Genomic DNA, 18,226 nt, shown 5'->3' with positions numbered 1-18,226 from the left:
CTGCTTCACCCGGCGGTCGCTACCACAATAACAACGATTGAAACGGATTTTTCCATGGGCGCCGATTTATACTCCCGCATTCATCCCGTTCGCCAACTTGTCTTTCTGGCCCTGCTTTCGCTCGGGCTCTCTGGCTGCAAGACGGAAAAAGATCCCGATCAGCCCACAATTCTCGGCGTGCCCCCGGTGTTTGCCTATCTCGGCGTTGAGTACTCCTACAACTTCGGGGCTTACGGTGGCGAGGACATCCTTGACTATTCCCTGACCAACGCGCCGTCCTGGCTGGCGCTCGAAGACACCAGTAACAAAGCCCGGCAGGGCATCATAATGCGTGGCGTTCCTGGGCTTACAGGTGGTAGCAGGGGAGAGGCAGACCTGGGCAAAACTGAAGATATCAACCTGGTAACAACCGATGGCCGCATGGCGGGCGCCCAACCGTTTGATATCGATGTTAAATACAACGTGATGTCCCTGGATGCCGAGCCGTTCACGGAGGGCGAAAGCCCGGAGATTCCGGCAAGCAATCGCGAACAATGCGCCTTGCCGGATCTGGAGACCGGCGGTGAGCACAGTTTTACCATTAATCTCTACAACGACGACGGCTCGGTCTCCGGCACCAAAGATCTGACACTTCCGACGCGCCGCGTTTTCGTCAAGGTAATCCTCGATCAACCGTCGGTTACCCGGGTTGCGGTCGCCTTTGAGCTGCTGTCCGATTATGACGCCTCCAGCTGCGACGTCGGATTCTCGCCTCCACACCAGAATTGCGATTACAGTGCCTCCAACGCTGGTGATGCCATTCTGGGCAAGGACATCGTTGGATTGGGCAGTAACAGTCCGGTTTCGCTGGACGAAATCGGTGAGAATGAACTCGACTACATCGACTATGAGCTCGATGACCAGGGCTTCTATACCCGGGGTGTCATCACCCTTGAGCCAGGTATTACCGAGTGTTATCTGCCGCTGGAAGTGGTCGAGGACAGTTTTGCTGAGCCGGTTGAATCCCTCAGGCTCGCTCTCACCGAAGTGCGCTCCGGTCTGGCGGGCCTCGGAAGCGGTAACGGTGGCGTCGTCACCAATCTTTCGATTCAGGATAACGAGCCCGTCCTGTCCCTCGAAACGGTAAAAGGTGGGGGCAGGGATACCCTGAACGTGGGTGATGTGCGCGAGTATGTTGCCAAGCTTTCCGGCGACAGAGACCGGGATATTTTTGCCAAACTCAGCCATACCGAAGACTCTACGGCCAGGCTTGATTCCGAGTTCGTTATCGAGCGGTTGGAAGGCGGTAACTGGGTTGAGAACGACGAGCTGGTTTTCCCCGAGGGAACCGACGAAGTGCCATTCCGGATCCGGGTGCCCGCGGGCAGCTACGCCAATCCGGCCTTCAGTGACCGATTCATATTGCTTGGTATCAATGAGAGCTTTCAGGCTGGCCGCGAGGACTACGCCCGGGCTGCATCTGACAACCTGCTCCGTATCAGCCTCAACGAGCTGACAACGCCCCTCGCGCTGAACGGCGGTAATGGCTTTGTTGCCACGGACCTTGCCATGGGGCACGACGGCAGGCTGTTTGTCGCGGGCTTCGACACTCAGGATAACAATAGGGTACTGGTGCGGATTTTCGACCAGCGCGGTGCCCAGTTACAGCAGTTGGCCATTTCCTCTGCCGGTGACAGCCTGATTTCGCCAAAACCGGTCATTAACGTGGTACAGCGTAAGGTGACCGAGGGTGGCACCAGAGTAGACCGATTTGAATTTGTCGTCGCGTACAGCACCGATCAACCGGTCGCGGGCACCACCGCACTCGGTGGCAAGGATGTTGTAACCTCCCTGTATTGGTTTGATTCCGCCTCCAACGGTGGCGAATACGTTCCAACCTGGAAGACCCGGACCGGGACGGATGCCGACGATCAGGTGCGCTGGGCCGGAATAAACCGGGACACCGGCTATGTGGTGTTGGCAGGTGAAACCGATGGTGTTTTTGATCAGCAGCAGGCAGCGGGCGGTACGGACAGCTTTTTGCAGCGTATTGATACGGAGCTTGACGGCAATACCCAGCAGCCCGCGGTGGCCTGGACCCGCCAGGTGGGGTCGGCTGCCGATGACAGCGTCGCAGGCGGCAGTATCGAGTCTATCAGCCCCGGGTTATTTGGTTCCGCGGCGGGCTCTGTGGAAGGCGTTCCGGTAATAGGAGGCATTGATGCTTTCTTCTACACCGCGTCCAGTGCAACCAGCGAGCTCAGTGTCAAACAGGTGGGTACTGCCGGGGATGAACCGGTCTCCAATGGCCTGTTCCAGGGCAGCACGCTCTGGCTGATAGGTGCCAGTGACGGAGCGTACTCTGTGCTGGAGCAGGAGGAAGAGGACCCTGAATTGGAGCGGGAGCTGCTTTCCAGTACGGCAGGGTTCCTTCTGGGTTACTCCTCCTCAGGCCTCGTGAGTCGTGCCTTTTCCCTGAATGATGAGAACGACCAGGCTACTGAAACACTTCAGGGCCTGACCGGTTTCGATGGTGACTTGGTTGTTGCAGGGTCCACGGACGGAGATTTTGCCAGTGAAGGCGTTGTGTCGGGTATGGAGCAGGGCATCGTTGCCCGGGTATCGCTGGTTCCGGAAGCGGAGACTGAGGGTGAAGACACCGGGTTCAGAAACGACTGGCGCTATCAGCTTGCCGTGGACAACTCGGAAATCCTCGCTCTGACGAATTACCGGGAGGATGAGATCGTCGCGCTCAGCAGAACCGGCAGTGACTGGTACGTGCTCCTGTTCAGCCCCGAGGGTCAGCTGTTGACGCCACTGAACTAGCTGGCCGGGGGCGCTAAACTGTCCCCTCGTGTCGCCCAGAGCTGGCGTATAGCTTGAGGTAGTCTGTACTGGTTACGATGCCCGCGGCTGCGCCACTGGCGTCTACCACCAGTGCGGCATTGAGCTGATGGGCCAGCATCAGCCTGGCGAGTTGGTGGGCATCGGTTTCGGGAGAGGCCGTCAGAAAGGCGGGAAGCTCAATGTGAACCAGGCTCTGGGTCATGGCATTGGCGTCGTGTTCGTGCAGCCAACCAAGGAGCCAGCGCAGATCAACAAGGCCAGCCACGTTGTTTTCCGCCATGATCACCAGGTGATGAACCTGATGCTCATCCATCACTGACAGCGCTTCGGAAATGGTTGCTGAAGCCTGCACCGAGTAAAGTGCCGGTGATGAAATACGGGATACGGGCAGGTAAGCGCGGTCTTCGCGACGCTCGCCGGCTGCCGCTGCCCCATATTCTTCCAAAGCCTTGTACCGACCGGCATTAGCCGCCTGCTGAAACTCTGCGTCTGTTGCCTCGCTCCTGCCGGGATTGATCGCCTTGGTTTCTGCCAGCTCCGTGACATCGCCCACGGGCCTTGCCCGGAATGTCTCCGGTAGCCGGGTGCCGACCGGTCGGCCGGGTTCGCTGACATAAATGGACATGGGCTCTCTCCGTGACTATGCCACTCTTTCCACGGTTAACGGCAGTCTGACCGGAAACTTCAGAGGTAGTTTATTACGAAACCGCCATATCAGTCTGGTACAGACGCCGTGTTTCCAGCCGTCTGACCAGGTTCGCCGGGAGGCAGGCAGGCTGCCCGGTCAGTTGGTCCGCCAGATACTCGGCCAGCAGCGGAGCGTAGGTCAGGCCTTTGCTGCCGAGGCCGGTGAAGAGAAAGAGACCATCCAGAGAAGCGCTTTCGCCATCGTATACCGGGCCGGCGACGGGCTGGTAATCGTGGGTGGTGCATCGAAAGGCGACCCGGCCGTCCAGATCCGCGCCACCGGGTTTTTCGCTTGTGGAAGAAAACAGGGACGGCAGCATTGAGCCGAGTTCCTGCAAGTTTTCGTTATGGCTTTCGATCGTCGGCAACGGGTTGTTGTCGCGAAGATCAAAGGTGGCTCCAGTCACGGCGATCTCACCGAGCGTCGGATTCAGGTACCGGTTACCACAGATAACGGCCTTGGGGCTGATAATGGCTGGTGCCGGAAGGTGTGAAACCTGGCCCCGTATTGCTTTCAGGCGAAAGCGTCCCTCTGTCGGAATGAGTTCCGGGCTGAGATGACCTGAGCAGATGGCCACCCGGTCGGCCACGATGGGCGATCCGTCTTCCATGAATATGTGCCATTGCCCGTTGCAGGGCCGGAGCCCGCTAACGGTAGTACCGAAGGCGGTCGATATCAGCGGGTGGTCAGTCAGTGTTTTGCAGAGGTTTCCCGGCTCCAGCCAGCCACTGCCGGGAAACCAGAGACCGCCTGTTTGCGTCGGAACGCCGGCAAGTTCGCTGGCCTGAGCCCGGTTCACCGGCCATAGAATATCCCCGGGGTATTCGTTGCGATCGAGAAATTTCGCCTGTCGGGCCTCTTCCTGGGGGCTGTGGGCCAATTGCAGCAGCCCAGTCGGATGCCAGTACTGGTTGCGCCAGTTGTTGTAAAAGCGCTGGGCAAAGGTCAGGGCCGTGAGGGCCAGTTCGGTCTGGTCGTTGAACTCAACTCCCAGTTTTACGTAAAGTGCGCCCTGGGCGTTTCCGGACGCGCCATTTCCCGGCCCATGGGAATCAACGAGTGTGACGGGCAAACCCCGCTCTGCAAGGTTTCGTGCCAGCGTACAGCCTGCAATGCCCGCTCCAATGATGGCGATGGTCCCGTGTTGTTCGGGTTCAGCCCGGGCCGACGCCTCAAGCACTCCCTTCAGCATTTCCCGCTTGCGGCCGTATCCGGAGGTTTTCTCCATGTGGAATCCGGCTTCGAGGAAAGCCCGACGGATCCGACCGACGGAAGTGAAGGTAGCCAGCGTTGTGCCCGGCTTGCTATGCGCGCGAACCAGGCGGATGGTGTTCTCCAGCCACATGTCCGGATTGCGGGCCGGAGCAAAGCCGTCCAGAAACCAGGCGTCGGCTTTAAAATCCAGGGCTTCCCAGGCGTCATTGATGTCGCCGAAAAACAACGTCAGTCGAACCCGCCCTCCGTCGAGAACCAGTCGGTGAACCCCTCGCACCAGAGGTGGGTAATGCAGAAGCAGTTCGTCAGCGAGCACCTTTAACTCGGGCCACAAGGCGAGGGAGCGGGTCAGGTCTTCCCGAGTGAGTGGGAAACGTTCCACCGAGACAAAATGCAGGGTAGCAGCATGGGTTGGCGCATGGTGGCGCCAGGCCTGCCAGGCTGCCAGAAAGTTCAGGCCGGTTCCGAAACCGCTTTCGGCAATAGCAAAGCTCCCGCCCCGGGGAATCTGCGAGAAGCGCTCCGGCAACTGGTTATGCTGCAGAAAAACGTGGCGGGTTTCCTCCAGGCCGTTGTCCCGGCTGAAGTAAACATCGCCAAACCGCTTTGATTCCGGGACCCCGTCGTGCCAGACCAGTTCAGCTGGCTCGATCGCAGGGGGCTGCAATGGCCGGTTCACGGTGTCAGCCTTCGGATTCAACCACGGTGACGGTTTCGATGGTCACAGGTTCCACCGGCACGTCGGCCATGCCCTGTTTCCGGGTGGTCTGTTTGCGGGCGATGGCATCGACAACACCCATGCCCTGGGTGACCTTGCCAAAAACCGCATAGCCCGGGCCGCGGACGCCGGCATTCAGAAACCCGTTGTCCGTAAGATTGATAAAGAACTGTGACGTTGCAGAATCGGGCGCACTGGTTCGCGCCATGGCAATGGTTCCACGAAGGTTCGGCAGGGTTTTTGTGGCTTCATTGCGGATCGGGGCGCGGGTCGATTTCCGGGACAGCTCCTCGGTAAACCCGCCGCCCTGGATCATGAATCCGGGGATAACGCGGTGAAAAATGGTGCCGTCGAAGAAACCTTCCCGGGCGTACTGCAGGAAATTGGCAACCGTATCCGGGGCGACATCCGGTCGCAGCTGGAGCTCGATTACGCCCTCGCTGGTCACCATGCGAACCATTGGTAGTGGCTCGTTGGCGGGCTGCTCATTGCTCTGGGCCATTGCCCAGGAGGCCGGCACCAGCAAGGCGAGAGCCATCATCAGTACGGGTGTCACAGTTTTCAGGGGTTTTACCAAGTTTGTCATTTGCAACCGCTCTCTTTGTTATGCGCAGGCGTTTTAGCTGCGACAATTCAGCGAATTCTGTTATCAGGTGCCAGATCTTACCAGAAGGGGATGGTAAAACGGTGACTGTATCCACGCACATTGCGCTGTGATCGTCTAACATTCCGGGTATCGGAAATCATGGATCACATTGGCCGGGCCGGGTTGTACGGTTTTCACTGTTCAAGAGGAGACACTGGGTGAGAATCCGTCAGGGATTTGAAGAAAAGTCACGCCTCGGGCGGCTGCTTGTTAATCGCGGCTACCTGTCCGAGAAACAACTGGATGAGGGCCTGAAGCTCCAGCGCGAAACCGGACAGCGCCTGGGTGAGGTGTTCATCCAGGCTGGCTGGATCAGCGAAAAAGAACTTCACCGGGTCCTAAAGCACCAGTCCCGGTATCGCAACGCTGCGGCGCTCGTCACAGCGGTAACGCTGCCATTCCAGCCCCTGGTCACCTTTGCGGCGAGCAATTCGGCCGAAGCGTCCCAGGCATCGCTGGAGGCTGGTGAATTGTATGAGCGCGGTAACCTCGCTCCACTGAGCGAGACCGAGCTGGCGGCCGTCTCAGGTCAGGGAGACCCGAACCTGCTGGAGCGTATCGGTATTGTACGCGATATGGTTGAGAATCCGGCGGGTGACGGCGAACAGGGCGCAGACGGATCCCCAGATGTCATCGAGGGGCTGAAACTTACCGCCAATATTTTTGTACCGGTCCTCAACTTTCTCGACTCGGACCTGACAATTTCCGGTGTCCACTACCGCGACGGTGAGCCTCGCTATCGGATTAGGGATGATGGCGCCTTGATGCTTGCATTCCCCGAGCGCATCGAGGAAATCCGCATGGACAATATCCGGGTCAGCGGTAGCCAGGGTACCTCAATGGGTAACGTGAGTATCCACGACATCCGTTTCCATCCGGACTCCCAGATGACAATCTATACCCGATGAAGTAAAAAGCGTTGCTTGCCAGGGCCCTGCTCAGGCGCTGGCAAGCACTGTGCTGCTGGAAACTGTGGTCTGCTGCCCCTGGGCACCGTACAGCTTTTGCTGACCGGTGGCGCCACGGAATATGTCGGTGAGCCGTGACAGGCGTTTTTGCAGATGGCTGATCACCCGACCGTTGGTCTGGTTCAGCGTCTGACAGGCCCGGAGTTTCTGGTCCGCTTCCTGCCAGAGCTGGAACAGCTCAGAAAAACCGGCGCTGCGGATAAAGCGGGAAGGCTCGCCGCTTTCCGGGCGGTATCCCATCTGGACCAATGTCCGGATTTTCTGTTTGGCGCGTTCGCGAACGGCACCCAGAAGCTCGTTTTTCTCTTTGGTCAGAGTTTCCAGCTGGCGGAGGTCAGAACTGGCAAGGCATGTCTTTTCTTTTTCGAGAATATCAGCCAGCGTCTCCAGCTGACTGACATCCTGGGAAAGAAGGGTCTTCAGATCATCGATTGCGGCCATGGTTTACTCACCCGAAAATGCTTTCATCCATCTCAAGCATTTTCTGGGCCAGTTTCTCGGCGTCAATCTTGTAGGTTCCGTTCTCCAGGGCGGAGCGGATCTGTTCGATGCGGTCGTCATCCATTTCCGGATAATCGCCAAGCTTCTGTTCAAGCTGTTTGAGATTCTTGGCCTGATTGCTCAGGCTGACGTTCTCGCCCCGGGCACCCTGGGCCTGGGTTTTCGCCTGTTCGTTGGTCGCCGGCTGGGTATTCTGGGTGCCGGCGCTCTTGTCGGCCGTGGTTCTCTGGGTGTTGACCTGGCCGGGGCCAATTCCATTTAAGTCAACTGACATATCTGTACCTGCTTGCCTGTCGCGCCACGTGAATGCAGCGCTTACTCGAGTTTATGTCTTCTTAACGGCGGGGCCGCGAAAACCTTTAGTAATTTTCAGTAGTTTTTTCGTCTCTTTTTTTCTACCGGGTTTCCGGCAGGGATTTGCCGCACCGGCAAGCTCATGCCGAGGCGGGCTTACATCGGGATTTCGACATGACCTGGCGCAACAACGCTGGCCTTGATCGTGCGGGAGGATCGCAGATTCTCAACCAGAACCTGTTCGCCAACCCCTGCGCTGGCAAGGGCCTTCCCGCGCGAACGCACTGAGAATCCGCCCGTTTTGGCGGTGATGATAACATGGTCGCCCCGTTCCACGGCATTTGGCGCAGAGAGCATATCCGGCGTGATCAGCGAGCCTGCGTTGACCGACCGGCGCACTTCCATGCCAATGGCCTGTTTCGCGTCGGTAATGACGCCGCGCCGGGAGGCATTGATTTCAACGGACTGCTTGGCGAGGAGGCCTTCGGTTACCCGTTCTCCCCGTGTCAGCGGTCTTGCCGCCACAAGGGCCGGCCCGTGGATGGAAACGGGAGCCGTCACAAACATCCGCCAGGGCCTTGATCCTTCGCAGGCCACCTGCATCGAAGGGCTGGTGCTTTTCCAGGGATCTCCACTGAATTCGACACTCAAGGGCTTCTCGCATTCCGCGAGTGCAAGTCGGTCGTCGATGGAGCCCGGTTCAAAGGATACGGTGTAGCCTTCTGCGGCCTGTTCTCTGGCAAAGCCGTCAAGAAATTCCAGTGTCGCCTGGCGAATCTGTTCAGCGGTTGTGTCAGCCAGCAGCGGGGCGCTCAAGCAAGACATTAGCAGTATCAGAGCGAATTTGGTGGTGCGCATACGTAGCAGTTTGTCCTATGCTGTCAACAACAAGGCAGAAAAGCCCGAATCAGGCTAAGGATTCGATGGCAGTGGCCGTTAAACGGGCTAATCCGCCGCTGATATGACGGCTTTCCGTCAATCACGCTATTATTCAGTGACCAGCAAGATATATGCCGTTGTAATTCCGGCAGGCCAGGAGAATCGAAATGGCAGGGGTATTGGACAGTGTTAACCAGCGAACCCAGTTGGTAGGGCAGAATCGCCTGGAGCTCCTTCTTTTCCGCTTAAGGGGGAGGCAGATCTATGGGATCAACGTCTTCAAGGTGAAAGAAGTACTGCAGTGTCCGAAACTGTCGTCACTGCCCAACAGTCGGCCTGTTGTTCGTGGCGTCGCTCACAGCCGCGGTGAGACCATCCCCATCATTGACCTGAGCATGGCCATTGGCTTGCCCGGCATTCCCCAGGAAGAGCTGGCTACCAGCTTTGTCATCATTACCGAGTACAATCGCAAGACACAGGGTTTCCTGGTCACCGGCGTCGACCGGATCATGAACATGAACTGGGAAGACATTCTGCCTCCGCCCAAGGGAGCAGGGCGCGATGTGTACCTTACCGCTGTTACCAAAATTGATGATAAGCTGGTCGAAATCATTGATGTAGAGAAGATTCTTGCAGAAGTTTCTCCGCTTGGTGAGGATGTCACCGAGGCGGTTCTGAGCAAGAGTGCCGAGCGCGTCCCGGGGCATCTCCCGGTGCTGGTCGTGGACGACTCCTCAGTGGCCCGCCGGCAGATCGAGCGCTGCCTGACGGCCATCGGGATGGAAGTCATCACAAAGAACGACGGCAAGCAGGCGTTCGAATACCTGAAGGAGGTGACTTCTGACGGTTCAAAGGCGCGGGATCATTTCTCTTTGATTATCTCCGATGTCGAGATGCCGGAAATGGATGGTTATACCCTGGTCACCAAGGTGAAAGGTGACCCGGCCCTTGCAGACATGTTTGTCATGCTCCACACCTCCCTCAGTGGTGTGTTCAATCAGGCGATGGTGAAGAAGGTCGGGGCCGACGACTTTATGGCAAAGTTCAGTCCGGACGAGCTGGCGGAGCGGGTAATGGAGATCATCGACCAGGGTTGATGGCGCCGCTCGAAGATTCACTCAGAACAGAGATCCAATGAAAGCGGAAATAACGCCACAGGAATATGAAGCCTTCAAATCGTTCCTGCAGGATGCCTGTGGGATTTTACTCGGCGAGAACAAACAGTACCTGGTAAAAAGCAGGCTGCGCAGGATTCTCGAAGAGAACAGTCTGAATACCCTGGGTGAACTCCTTGATCGCCTCAAGCGTCCCGGGCGGGGCGGCCTGAAGGAGGTGGTCATCGATGCGATGACCACCAATGAAACCCTGTGGTTCCGCGACAATCACCCTTTCCGGATTCTCCAGGAAAAACTGCTTCCCGAGTTCGCTGAGCGCAAAACCGCCCAACCCCTTCGTATCTGGTCGGCGGCCTGCTCAACAGGTCAGGAACCCTACTCCATCGCCATGATCGTGGAAGAATTCCGGCGTGCGAGGCCCGGGAAGCTTCGCGACGTGAAAATCACGGCCACGGATATCTCCAAAAGCGTTCTGGAAGTCGCCCGCAAGGGTGAATACGAGATGATCGCCATTGGCCGGGGCCTGTCACCGGAGCGACAAAAGCAGTTCTTCACCCCGTCCCTGAACGGCGGCTGGCAAATCAAGCCGCAAATCCGGAGTATGGTGGAGTTCAAGGAATTGAACCTGCTTGAGCGCTACATGCTCGGCAAGTTCGACATCGTGATGTGCCGGAATGTTTTGATCTATTTTTCCGCAGATCTCAAGAAGGACATCCTTACCCGGATGCACGCCACCCTGAATCCCGGCGGCTACCTTGTTCTGGGTGCCTCCGAATCGCTGAACGGTTTGCCTCACCTCTACGAGATGGTGCAGTGCCATCCCGGAATCATCTACAGGAAAAAGTAGCCCATGCCCCTTAATGTCTGGGTCCTGGTTGCTGCCCAGGCGCTCGCCATGTGCACCGCGCCTTTTATTGTGTTTATCGGCAGCATCCAGGGACGATTGCTGGCTCCGGCGCCTGAATATGCAACGCTGCCCGTCGGTCTGGTGGTGGTCGGTACTGTACTGGCCATCAAACCGGCAACCTGGTTGATGGAACGCATGGGGCGCAAGCGCGTGATGCTGCTCGGTGCGGTCATGGGCATCGTCGCCGGTCTTCTCGGAGCGTTGGCCTCCTGGTCTGGTCTTTTTTCACTGCTGTGTCTGGCGGCTGTGGTCGGTGGTACCGGCCTTGCGGTTGTTCACCAATACCGGTTTGCCGCCATGGAATCCGTGGCACCGGGTATGGCCGGCTCTGCCGCCGCCCGTGTGCTGCTGGGTGGTCTGGTTGCGGCCTGGCTCGGGCCGGAAGTGGCAGGGCTGGGAAGCGGCGCAGCCGAGCAGTATCCATTTCTGATCAGTTGGGTTGGGCTCGCCGTGGTTCAGGCCGCAGCCCTGTTGATTCTTGGCGCTGGCTACCGGGCCGGCGCCGAGCGTGTTCAGGAATCAAAACCCGGCGGCGGGCGCCCCCTGCGGGAAATTCTCGGCAACCCACTGGTCTGGGCTGCCATCAGTGCGGCCGCCATTGGCTATGCGGTGATGAGTTTCATAATGACAGCAACGCCGCTGAGTATGACCGAGATGGCCGGGCATGATCTGGATGACGCCAAGCGCGTGATCCAGCTTCATATCATGGCCATGTATTTACCCTCGCTGATCAGCGGCTGGCTGACCCGTGTCGTGGGCATACCGCTGATGATGGCTGCGGGATTGCTGGCGTATTTGGGCTGCATCGGCCTGGCGGCCAGTGGCGTTAGTTTTCATCATTATCTTTCAGCCCTTCTGTTACTGGGTGTCGGTTGGAATTTTCTTTTTGTTGGCGGCACAACGCTGCTGCCCCGGGGGTACCGGGATGCCGAACGTTTCCGGGTTCAGGGTCTGAACGACATGATGGTCTTTGGCTCCCAGGCCACCGCTGCGCTGTCTGCCGGCGCTATTCTGAGCTGGCTGGGGTGGGGCGGCCTGGTTATGGTTGCAGTGCCATTCCTCATAATTCACGGATTGTTGATGACTCTGTGGCTGTTGCGCGAACGAGCGCCCGAAGCCGCCGTCAAAGGGAGAGAATAATGCTGATAGATTTCGAGGGTATGGATCCGAAGGACGCCTACCACATCCTGACCCAGACGGTTATCCCCCGACCGGTGGCCTGGGTGCTGAGTGAAAATCCGGACGGCGACTTCAATCTGGCGCCGTTCTCTTTTTTCACGCCTATTACCAGCAATCCACCCCTGCTGATGATTTCGGTTGGTAAAAAGCCGGCGGAGGGTGTTTCCAAGGACACCCGGGTCAACATTGAGGCAAGAACGCATTTTGTGGTTCACATCGCCCATCGGGATCTCGCAGAGGCAGTTACGGAATCCTCACGAACGCTGCCCCATGGCGAATCGGAGCTCAAAAATCTTGATCTGGAGCTGGTGGATTTCGAGGGTACAGGCTTGCCCCGGCTCAAGGACTGTCACGTCGCCTTTGCCTGCGAGCTTTATGACATCAAGGAAATTGGTGCAGCGCCGCAGTCGCTGGTATTCGGGAAGGTTACCCGGGTCTGGGTATCGGATGCTGCGGCCCGTTACGATGACAAGAACCGTCTGACCTTCGACGGCGCTGCGATTGATCCCATTGGCCGCCTGGGTGGGAGCGAATATGTCACCTTCGGTGAGATTCTCAAAATTCCGCGGCCCTCCTGACGCTGACAGGGCAGATCCATGGAACAGTTGAATCTTCGCCACCTGTATTATTTCTGGGTAATCAGTAGGGAAGGGTCGATCGCGCGCGCCAGCGAGGTCCTGGAGCTGGCTCCGCAGACGCTCAGCGGTCAGTTGGCGACGTTTGAGGCGTCGGTGGGTGGTCGCCTGTTTTCCCGGGAGAGACGCAAGCTTATTCTCACGGACCTTGGCCGGCTGATTCTCGGCTACGCCGATGATATTTTCGCCCTGACTGGCGAGCTTGCTGAGACCCTCCGGCTTGATCCTTCCGAGCGTCCCTTGACCCTGCGCGCCGGCGTATCGGCTTCCATTCACAAATTGATTGCCTATTACCTGCTGCAACCGGCCATGGCAGGTGAGCGCTCCGTTCAGCTTGAATGCCAGACGGGCCGGACCGAGGACCTGGTGCTGAGCCTGAAACGCAAGGAGCTGGACCTTGTGCTGACTGACCGCATGCCGAAACTGCAAGAAGATGGCAACCTCACAGTGCATCCCCTTTCGGGGTCCAGCATGAGTCTCTATGCCGCACCGAAGCTCGCGAAAAAGCTGAGGAAAGGGTTTCCGGAATCCCTCAATGGGCAGCCGCTGCTGGCCAACGCCACCGACGCCCCTTACTTCGAGCGGTTGATGAACTGGTTCTCCCTGAACGGGGTCCGCATGAAACTCGTTGCCCGTGTCGACGATAGCGCCCTGATCAAAGTTTTTGGCAGCCAGGGCTATGGCGTTTTTGCCGCACCAACATCAATCCGTGAGGAGGTGTGTCGTCAGTATGAGGTAGAGCAGATTGCCTCAATCGATGAGGTAATGGATGAGTTGTTTGCCATCACCCGGGGCCGAAAAACTGCCCACGAAGGTGTTAGGGCGATCGTTGAGGCGCATGCTGACAGCAGAGAAGCCTAAGTACATCGAAAATGTCGAAGTTAAAAGCTCACAAAAGCTTATTTTATCGATTCCTGTTCCTGTCCATGATGGAGTTGTGAAAGGCAGCAACCCGAAGAGGAGCAGCAGCTATGAAAACCATCCACAAATTCCGTCTGGAACCGGGCAAGGAGCCGACCACGCTCACGCTCAAAGAGGGTTACAGGGTGGTGCGCAGCGAATACATCGTGCCCCACAAGGCCGTTTACCTTTGGGTAGAGCAGCCCCTGAGCGTGACCACACCGACCCTGGATCGCCAGTTCCGTGTCGCTTTCTCGGGTGAACCCGTGCCAGACAGTTTCGAGTATGTCGACACCGCTCTGGATCCATTTGGCCCTGAGGCGTATCACGTGTTTGCGGTCCCTGCGGACGAAGAGGCACTCTTCAGCCCGATGTCAGAGGGCGCAAGCAACGACGCATTCAGCAGGCACAACTGGCAACGCACAGCGATCTCTTAGCCTCTTCAGGGCCCTCCGGGGCCCTTTTTTAATGCGCTTCGATCGGTAGATGACCGGTTTTTACCCAGATAATCGTTTCCTCATCCACGAACGGGTGGTGCTGACTCATATGCGGGCTGCGAATCCAGGTGCCGGCGGGGTAGCGCCCATGCTCGTCACAGAATTCTCCGGACAGCACAAAAATTTCCTCACCGCCGAAGTGTCGATGGGGCTGAAAGATCTCCTTGGCCGGCCACTTCACCAGGGCGACGTGCTCGTGCTCGAACTCGTGTAGAGGCATTACCTCTAGCCCTCCGATACCCGGGAGCCACGGAGTATTGCGGGTGTCGATGCGCACCGTCGATTGGTCACGCTCATTGAACTGATGAAGTTTGACCAAGAGGGTGCAACCTTCCTTGCTGAACGGGGCGTGTCCGCTGCCGGGCGGATTGCGCAAATAGGTGCCGGCCGGATAGTCCCCGGTCTCGTCGGAAAAGACGCCTTCCAGCACCAGGATCTCCTCGCCCAGGGGGTGCTCGTGTCGCTTGAAGGAGGCTCCGGGCTCGTATCGGACGACGCTGGTGGCATGCCCACGTTCGGCCTCCTCACGGGCCAGGGGCTTTCTCAGAACACCTCCGGCGGGGCTGGGAACCCAATCCTCCTCGGTGGTGCGAACGACAACCTTCCTGGAAAAGTCCATATTGAGCATTGTGAACCTCGAAACCACCTGTGACTGAAGCGATTGTCTACGAATGCGGCCGCACAGTGGATGCCTCTATTTGATCAGGGCCTGGATGTTCCGGAACTGCGGATGCTTGCAATGGCGCATCCATTCGAACGCCACCATTTCAAGCGTTACGATCCTGGCGCCGCTCTCGCTGAGGCGGTCCAGCGCAACATCGCGATCAAACTCGTTACGGGACCCGGTCGCATCCGCCACCACCCAGACCTTGTAACCCGCATCAATCAGGCTCAGAGCGGTCTGCATCATACAGACATGGGTCTCGCAACCGCCTATGACAATGTGCTGTCGGCCCTCGGGTAGCTGATCAACGAGACCATCCGGGCAGGCATCAAAATGGTGCTTGGCCAGAGTCGTGTTACACAGTTCCCGAATGGCTTCAACGTTATGCCCAAGCTTGTCAGGCAATTGCTCGGTTCCCAACACAGGAACCTCCATAAGCCCGGCAATGGTGGCCAGAACGATGCACCGGTCCACCACTTCATCACCGTGGCTGATGGCGGGCATCAGCTTCTCCTGAACATCGATGAGCACCAGTGTCGATTGCTCGGCTTTCATCAGCATTTTTATTATCTCCCGATTGCTTTGATGATTCCTGTCGGCATTGTGTTAACGATAGCCCTGAATCTGTTCAACCGGTAAACACAAAACCGCCCAGGCAGTAATTTTTTCGACGATTTTCCGCCAGGGAGTTGCCAACCGCCCATAAAACCATTAAAGTTTGCGCCCTCAAATGAGCGACGACGTCGCTGATTTGAAACAGTTTATTGGAGAGGTGGCCGAGTGGCTGAAGGCGCACGCCTGGAAAGTGTGTAAACGTTAATAGCGTTTCGAGGGTTCGAATCCCTCCCTCTCCGCCAATACAAAACCCCAGCAGAAATGCTGGGGTTTTTTATTGGCTGATCGGCAGGGTAGAAAGAACCCTCGCGGGTTCGACCGAAGCCTGCAAAGCAGGCTGAGGAACGTCGGAGCAAAGCGACGACGGCCCCGAAGGGGTGAGGGCCAAAGGCCCGAATAATCCCTCCCTTTTTGCCATACCAAAGCGCTAATTTTCACTCAGAAAATCAGCCTTTCATTCTCTCGCTGATAGCGTTTAGTACCGGTACCGGTTGATCAGTTTCTTGAGCCAGAATGTGCTCATGATAGGGTGGATACCCGCGGACCGTGAATGTTTGCTAAGGTCGCAAAGCGAACATTCAGATCCGATTCCGAAGTCCTCCTTTTGAGGCTAGGGTGTGTCACGCGTATCGGGGGAAGTCCACTATGATTATCTTCCGCTGAAGCGTCAAAGGGTTGACCAGCACAATCAACGCCGATAGTATCCTTCGAAAGGTATAGGGTTCCCTGCGGTTGGTGTTAGTGTCTCATCAAACAAAAGCCCTCCTCTGAAAAGCAACATTCTCTTGCTCCTCAGATTCACTTGTTCTCGTTTCTATTTTGCTCAGGCACTCCAGCTTTCAACAATGCTGGGAGCATCACAATGAGAATGAGAAATGTCTAACGTCGTTCGTTATTTACCCACTAAGAAGTTTCATATTCTGCCGCTGCGCGGACTTTCCCCTGAAGAACTCAAGAATTCAGCAAAGAACTGTTTGAGAGATCGCGAAAAAATCAAACACAATTCGTTGCTCAACCTCGTAGTCAAAGAGCTCGGCTTTAAAGGCGGGTTTTCGGAATATCGCGAAATTTACTCTGATTCCATAAAGCCTTTCATGGAGCATAACGGCCTGCATTTCAGGGCTGATCTGTTGCATCCAGCCGGAAAGCCCGCCGACGCAATGGTCCCGCTTAAACTAACAGTCGAGCAGGTTTGCGGGCGGCTATTTCAATCGGGGTCGCCTCTTCCCAAAAAGCTATTTACCGGTCATAACTTTGACTATCACGCTCATTATGATGATGGAAAATGGACGTTCAATAGGACTATGTATCGCCAATTCGGCGGGATCCCGTCAATTGGCTCTACCAGATTTTATGAGTTAATAGGGAAGGCAAAGCAAGGTCCCGACTCTAATTTTGGCGACTCCTCTAGGCGAACCAGGGATATGGTAGTCAGTGGTTTCTATTTTGAGTGCATTTATCCGAGCTTTAATCTGCTAGGAGACTTTCTAGTAGAGCCAGCCTCGGATAACAGCTCTTTACCAAAGCTGTATTGTCCTCAAAGTTATGATCCTGATTGCTTCGCGGAGGAATACCAAGGAACAGTTAAACTGGCGGACCTTTTTCGCGAAGAAATAGAAAGTAGCGAACGAGGCTGGGTCGAAGTCATTCCATTTAATGATCGCTTGGTGTTTCTTAAAGGAGCAGATGGAAAGTACGATTTTGTCGTTCCAGGCCTACGCTCAGCGGCCTTCGAGCATCAGATTTACGACCCGTTTCTAAAGAGATCAGATGTTCCCGCACAGATGAATGAAGCTTATCATTTCCTGCGCTGGTACTATTTCGAATTCAGCGGATGGCGTGAGCAGGCCGAGCATCTCGCTGAGCAAGATTATTATGCCGGTGGCGGCTCGCTAGCTGACTATCCGGGCGAACTTGAAATACTTCGAGCCTCCCTCTTAAAGCGCAAACTTTATCATCCGCCCTCAGCACGATCAGAAGTAAAAAAAGACTGCCCTCTGGCCTTTAATATCGTCCAGCTCGACGGCAAACGTCTTTACGTCTCCAATCTCGTTCCCATTTCAGAGCTCGCTAAGTTTTCAAACCAGAGGTCCGACTATTTCAGCGCGCGGGAACGCCTGGAAAATGCATTCAAGATGGACAGGCTTGTCAGTATGAATGTGGACCAACTCGAAGCCCCGGCAACCGTGACATGGTTTGATGCTTGTGCTTACGCAAAGTACTTTGAAGACGTCTATCAGCTTCCTGTAAGACTGCTGAAAATCGCTGAGTATTTAGAACTTCGCAGTCCAACTTCTGGACGAGTGCCAAGGGGCTTAGCGGGTGCACCTGACTCAAGGTCCAACGAGCTTTTGGAGTTTTTTGACGAATCATCCGGCCGGAATTACGGTGCGCACCCTCCCTATATGAATGAGACATCTTTCCAGAATCTACAGTGTAGGTTTAGAAATCAACCCGAGCTCGTTAGCAATCAACAAGGGCTACATTTTGTGAATTCGGACAACTTCGCAGAGTGGCTATATGAAAACCCGAACGGAAAAATGGCAGCAGCCGTCCGTTCGAAATCTCTAGTTTCTATCTATGGATCAGATTCATTGAATCGAGATCTTGTTCCAGCCAGTAGCACCGGAAAAGCCAAACACATAAAAATAGGCTTCCGCCTTTGTTTTGAAGCAGACCACTGATGCAAGGACGACGACAATGAAAAGTAAAACTTTTGCAGTACTTGTTGACGGCGAAAACATTAGCCCTAAGGACTTTAAAGGGGTCGTCCGGGAAGTAGAGAAAAATGGTGACGTAGCTATACAGAGGGTTTACGCCGATTGGACTCAGCCTCACAGGGCGGGCTGGAAAGAAATTCTACATGAGACTGGTGCCCGCCCCGTGCACCAGTTCAACTATGGTGTCAATGGCCATTTATTTTGACCCACCTTTGGCCAATAAAATTGACCCACCTTTCATAGTCTAGCTTGTAACTTT

The 18,226-nt window shown here is 56.2% G+C and carries 18 protein-coding genes and 1 tRNA gene; 11 read left to right on the top strand and 8 right to left on the bottom strand.

All coding sequences use genetic code 11. The features are described 5' to 3' along the window. Positions 1–54 precede the first annotated feature (54 nt). Positions 55–2,805 (top strand): hypothetical protein, encoded by a 2,751-nt coding sequence (locus tag WA411_RS12150; RefSeq protein WP_291907463.1) that lies wholly within the window; start codon positions 55–57, stop codon positions 2,803–2,805. A gap of 13 nt (positions 2,806–2,818) precedes the next feature. Here the strand turns inward: WA411_RS12150 and WA411_RS12145 are convergent, their stop codons facing one another. The 3 genes from WA411_RS12145 to WA411_RS12135 all read right to left on the bottom strand — a co-directional run bounded on the left by WA411_RS12145 (position 2,819) and on the right by WA411_RS12135 (position 5,988). Further along, positions 2,819–3,451: a CBS domain-containing protein gene (locus WA411_RS12145; RefSeq protein WP_064228111.1), complete on the bottom strand. Its 633-nt coding sequence runs from the start codon at positions 3,449–3,451 to the stop codon at positions 2,819–2,821. A 73-nt stretch (positions 3,452–3,524) separates the two neighbouring features. Then, positions 3,525–5,408: a bifunctional tRNA (5-methylaminomethyl-2-thiouridine)(34)-methyltransferase MnmD/FAD-dependent 5-carboxymethylaminomethyl-2-thiouridine(34) oxidoreductase MnmC gene (mnmC, locus tag WA411_RS12140; RefSeq protein ID WP_291907455.1), complete on the bottom strand. Its 1,884-nt coding sequence runs from the start codon at positions 5,406–5,408 to the stop codon at positions 3,525–3,527. 4 nt (positions 5,409–5,412) lie between these two features. Then, positions 5,413–5,988 carry a peptidylprolyl isomerase gene (locus WA411_RS12135; protein ID WP_418766811.1) on the bottom strand — a complete coding sequence of 192 codons (576 nt, stop codon included), beginning with the start codon at positions 5,986–5,988 and terminating at the stop codon, positions 5,413–5,415. A 263-nt stretch (positions 5,989–6,251) separates the two neighbouring features. On the opposite strand from WA411_RS12135, the gene WA411_RS12130 reads away from it, so the two are divergent. Further along, positions 6,252–7,001, top strand: a complete 750-nt coding sequence (locus tag WA411_RS12130) for a pilus assembly protein PilB (protein ID WP_291907453.1) — start codon at positions 6,252–6,254, stop codon at positions 6,999–7,001. A 30-nt stretch (positions 7,002–7,031) separates the two neighbouring features. Here WA411_RS12130 and WA411_RS12125 read toward each other — a convergent pair whose 3' ends face one another. The 3 genes from WA411_RS12125 to flgA form a co-directional block, all read right to left on the bottom strand. After that, positions 7,032–7,502 carry a flagella synthesis protein FlgN gene (locus WA411_RS12125; RefSeq protein ID WP_209397802.1) on the bottom strand — a complete coding sequence of 157 codons (471 nt, stop codon included), beginning with the start codon at positions 7,500–7,502 and terminating at the stop codon, positions 7,032–7,034. Positions 7,503–7,509: 7 nt separating this feature from the next. Further along, on the bottom strand, positions 7,510–7,836 hold the full coding sequence (gene flgM / locus WA411_RS12120; RefSeq protein ID WP_069185021.1) for a flagellar biosynthesis anti-sigma factor FlgM: 327 nt from the start codon (positions 7,834–7,836) through the stop codon (positions 7,510–7,512). A gap of 176 nt (positions 7,837–8,012) precedes the next feature. Then, a complete protein-coding gene (gene flgA / locus WA411_RS12115; RefSeq protein WP_291907445.1) occupies positions 8,013–8,714 on the bottom strand; it encodes a flagellar basal body P-ring formation chaperone FlgA in 702 nt (233 codons plus the stop codon). 188 nt (positions 8,715–8,902) lie between these two features. On the opposite strand from flgA, the gene WA411_RS12110 reads away from it, so the two are divergent. From WA411_RS12110 to WA411_RS12085, 6 genes are all read left to right on the top strand, one after another. Beyond that, the gene (locus WA411_RS12110; RefSeq protein WP_222464376.1) at positions 8,903–9,832 is read left to right on the top strand and encodes a chemotaxis protein CheV; all 930 of its coding nucleotides are present in this window, start codon (positions 8,903–8,905) and stop codon (positions 9,830–9,832) included. A gap of 37 nt (positions 9,833–9,869) precedes the next feature. Then, positions 9,870–10,697 (top strand): CheR family methyltransferase, encoded by an 828-nt coding sequence (locus WA411_RS12105; RefSeq protein WP_069185024.1) that lies wholly within the window; start codon positions 9,870–9,872, stop codon positions 10,695–10,697. Positions 10,698–10,700: 3 nt separating this feature from the next. Further along, positions 10,701–11,897 carry an MFS transporter gene (locus WA411_RS12100; RefSeq protein ID WP_291907437.1) on the top strand — a complete coding sequence of 399 codons (1,197 nt, stop codon included), beginning with the start codon at positions 10,701–10,703 and terminating at the stop codon, positions 11,895–11,897. Continuing rightward, on the top strand, positions 11,897–12,514 hold the full coding sequence (locus tag WA411_RS12095) for a flavin reductase family protein (protein ID WP_291907434.1): 618 nt from the start codon (positions 11,897–11,899) through the stop codon (positions 12,512–12,514). The genes WA411_RS12100 and WA411_RS12095 overlap by 1 nt, the downstream gene beginning before the upstream one ends. Before the next feature lie 18 nt (positions 12,515–12,532). Continuing rightward, entirely contained in the window at positions 12,533–13,432 is a 900-nt protein-coding gene (locus WA411_RS12090) for a LysR family transcriptional regulator (RefSeq protein ID WP_069185027.1), read from the top strand. Between the two features lie 110 nt (positions 13,433–13,542). Beyond that, positions 13,543–13,908 (top strand): DUF7352 domain-containing protein, encoded by a 366-nt coding sequence (locus WA411_RS12085; RefSeq protein WP_291907429.1) that lies wholly within the window; start codon positions 13,543–13,545, stop codon positions 13,906–13,908. 28 nt (positions 13,909–13,936) lie between these two features. On the opposite strand, the gene WA411_RS12080 is transcribed toward WA411_RS12085, so the two are convergent. Continuing rightward, entirely contained in the window at positions 13,937–14,596 is a 660-nt protein-coding gene (locus WA411_RS12080; RefSeq protein ID WP_291907426.1) for a cupin domain-containing protein, read from the bottom strand. A gap of 66 nt (positions 14,597–14,662) precedes the next feature. Then, complete coding sequence (locus WA411_RS12075) at positions 14,663–15,193, bottom strand: isochorismatase family protein (RefSeq protein WP_069185030.1); 531 nt, start codon at positions 15,191–15,193, stop codon at positions 14,663–14,665. 205 nt (positions 15,194–15,398) lie between these two features. Here WA411_RS12075 and WA411_RS12070 point away from each other — a divergent pair. The 3 genes from WA411_RS12070 (at position 15,399) to WA411_RS12060 (ending at position 18,172) form a co-directional block, all read left to right on the top strand. Further along, positions 15,399–15,489, top strand: a tRNA-Ser gene (locus tag WA411_RS12070). A 633-nt stretch (positions 15,490–16,122) separates the two neighbouring features. Further along, positions 16,123–17,931 (top strand): hypothetical protein, encoded by a 1,809-nt coding sequence (locus tag WA411_RS12065; RefSeq protein ID WP_291907418.1) that lies wholly within the window; start codon positions 16,123–16,125, stop codon positions 17,929–17,931. A gap of 16 nt (positions 17,932–17,947) precedes the next feature. Further along, on the top strand, positions 17,948–18,172 hold the full coding sequence (locus WA411_RS12060) for an NYN domain-containing protein (protein WP_291907415.1): 225 nt from the start codon (positions 17,948–17,950) through the stop codon (positions 18,170–18,172). The last annotated feature ends 54 nt before the right edge of the window (positions 18,173–18,226 follow it).

The sequence above is a fragment of the Marinobacter sp. CH_CUG1437-1 genome (genome assembly GCF_037029655.1).
Classification (GTDB): Bacteria; Pseudomonadota; Gammaproteobacteria; order Pseudomonadales; family Oleiphilaceae; genus Marinobacter; species Marinobacter salsuginis.
Note: the sequence above shows the minus strand (reverse complement) of the source record. Positions and strands in the feature narration are given on the sequence as shown.

Excerpts from the sequence above, each read along its gene's own strand:
- WA411_RS12150 (WP_291907463.1), top strand. The coding sequence starts at position 55 with ATGGGCGCCGATTTATACTCCCGCATTCATCCCGTTCGCCAACTTGTC.
- WA411_RS12145 (WP_064228111.1), bottom strand. The coding sequence starts at position 3,451 with ATGTCCATTTATGTCAGCGAACCCGGCCGACCGGTCGGCACCCGGCTA.
- WA411_RS12135 (WP_418766811.1), bottom strand. The coding sequence starts at position 5,988 with ATGATGGCTCTCGCCTTGCTGGTGCCGGCCTCCTGGGCAATGGCCCAG.
- WA411_RS12125 (WP_209397802.1), bottom strand. The coding sequence starts at position 7,502 with ATGGCCGCAATCGATGATCTGAAGACCCTTCTTTCCCAGGATGTCAGT.
- flgM (WP_069185021.1), bottom strand. The coding sequence starts at position 7,836 with ATGTCAGTTGACTTAAATGGAATTGGCCCCGGCCAGGTCAACACCCAG.
- flgA (WP_291907445.1), bottom strand. The coding sequence starts at position 8,714 with ATGCGCACCACCAAATTCGCTCTGATACTGCTAATGTCTTGCTTGAGC.
- WA411_RS12110 (WP_222464376.1), top strand. The coding sequence starts at position 8,903 with ATGGCAGGGGTATTGGACAGTGTTAACCAGCGAACCCAGTTGGTAGGG.
- WA411_RS12105 (WP_069185024.1), top strand. The coding sequence starts at position 9,870 with ATGAAAGCGGAAATAACGCCACAGGAATATGAAGCCTTCAAATCGTTC.
- WA411_RS12100 (WP_291907437.1), top strand. The coding sequence starts at position 10,701 with ATGCCCCTTAATGTCTGGGTCCTGGTTGCTGCCCAGGCGCTCGCCATG.
- WA411_RS12095 (WP_291907434.1), top strand. The coding sequence starts at position 11,897 with ATGCTGATAGATTTCGAGGGTATGGATCCGAAGGACGCCTACCACATC.
- WA411_RS12090 (WP_069185027.1), top strand. The coding sequence starts at position 12,533 with ATGGAACAGTTGAATCTTCGCCACCTGTATTATTTCTGGGTAATCAGT.
- WA411_RS12085 (WP_291907429.1), top strand. The coding sequence starts at position 13,543 with ATGAAAACCATCCACAAATTCCGTCTGGAACCGGGCAAGGAGCCGACC.
- WA411_RS12080 (WP_291907426.1), bottom strand. The coding sequence starts at position 14,596 with ATGCTCAATATGGACTTTTCCAGGAAGGTTGTCGTTCGCACCACCGAG.
- WA411_RS12075 (WP_069185030.1), bottom strand. The coding sequence starts at position 15,193 with ATGCTGATGAAAGCCGAGCAATCGACACTGGTGCTCATCGATGTTCAG.
- WA411_RS12065 (WP_291907418.1), top strand. The coding sequence starts at position 16,123 with ATGTCTAACGTCGTTCGTTATTTACCCACTAAGAAGTTTCATATTCTG.
- WA411_RS12060 (WP_291907415.1), top strand. The coding sequence starts at position 17,948 with ATGAAAAGTAAAACTTTTGCAGTACTTGTTGACGGCGAAAACATTAGC.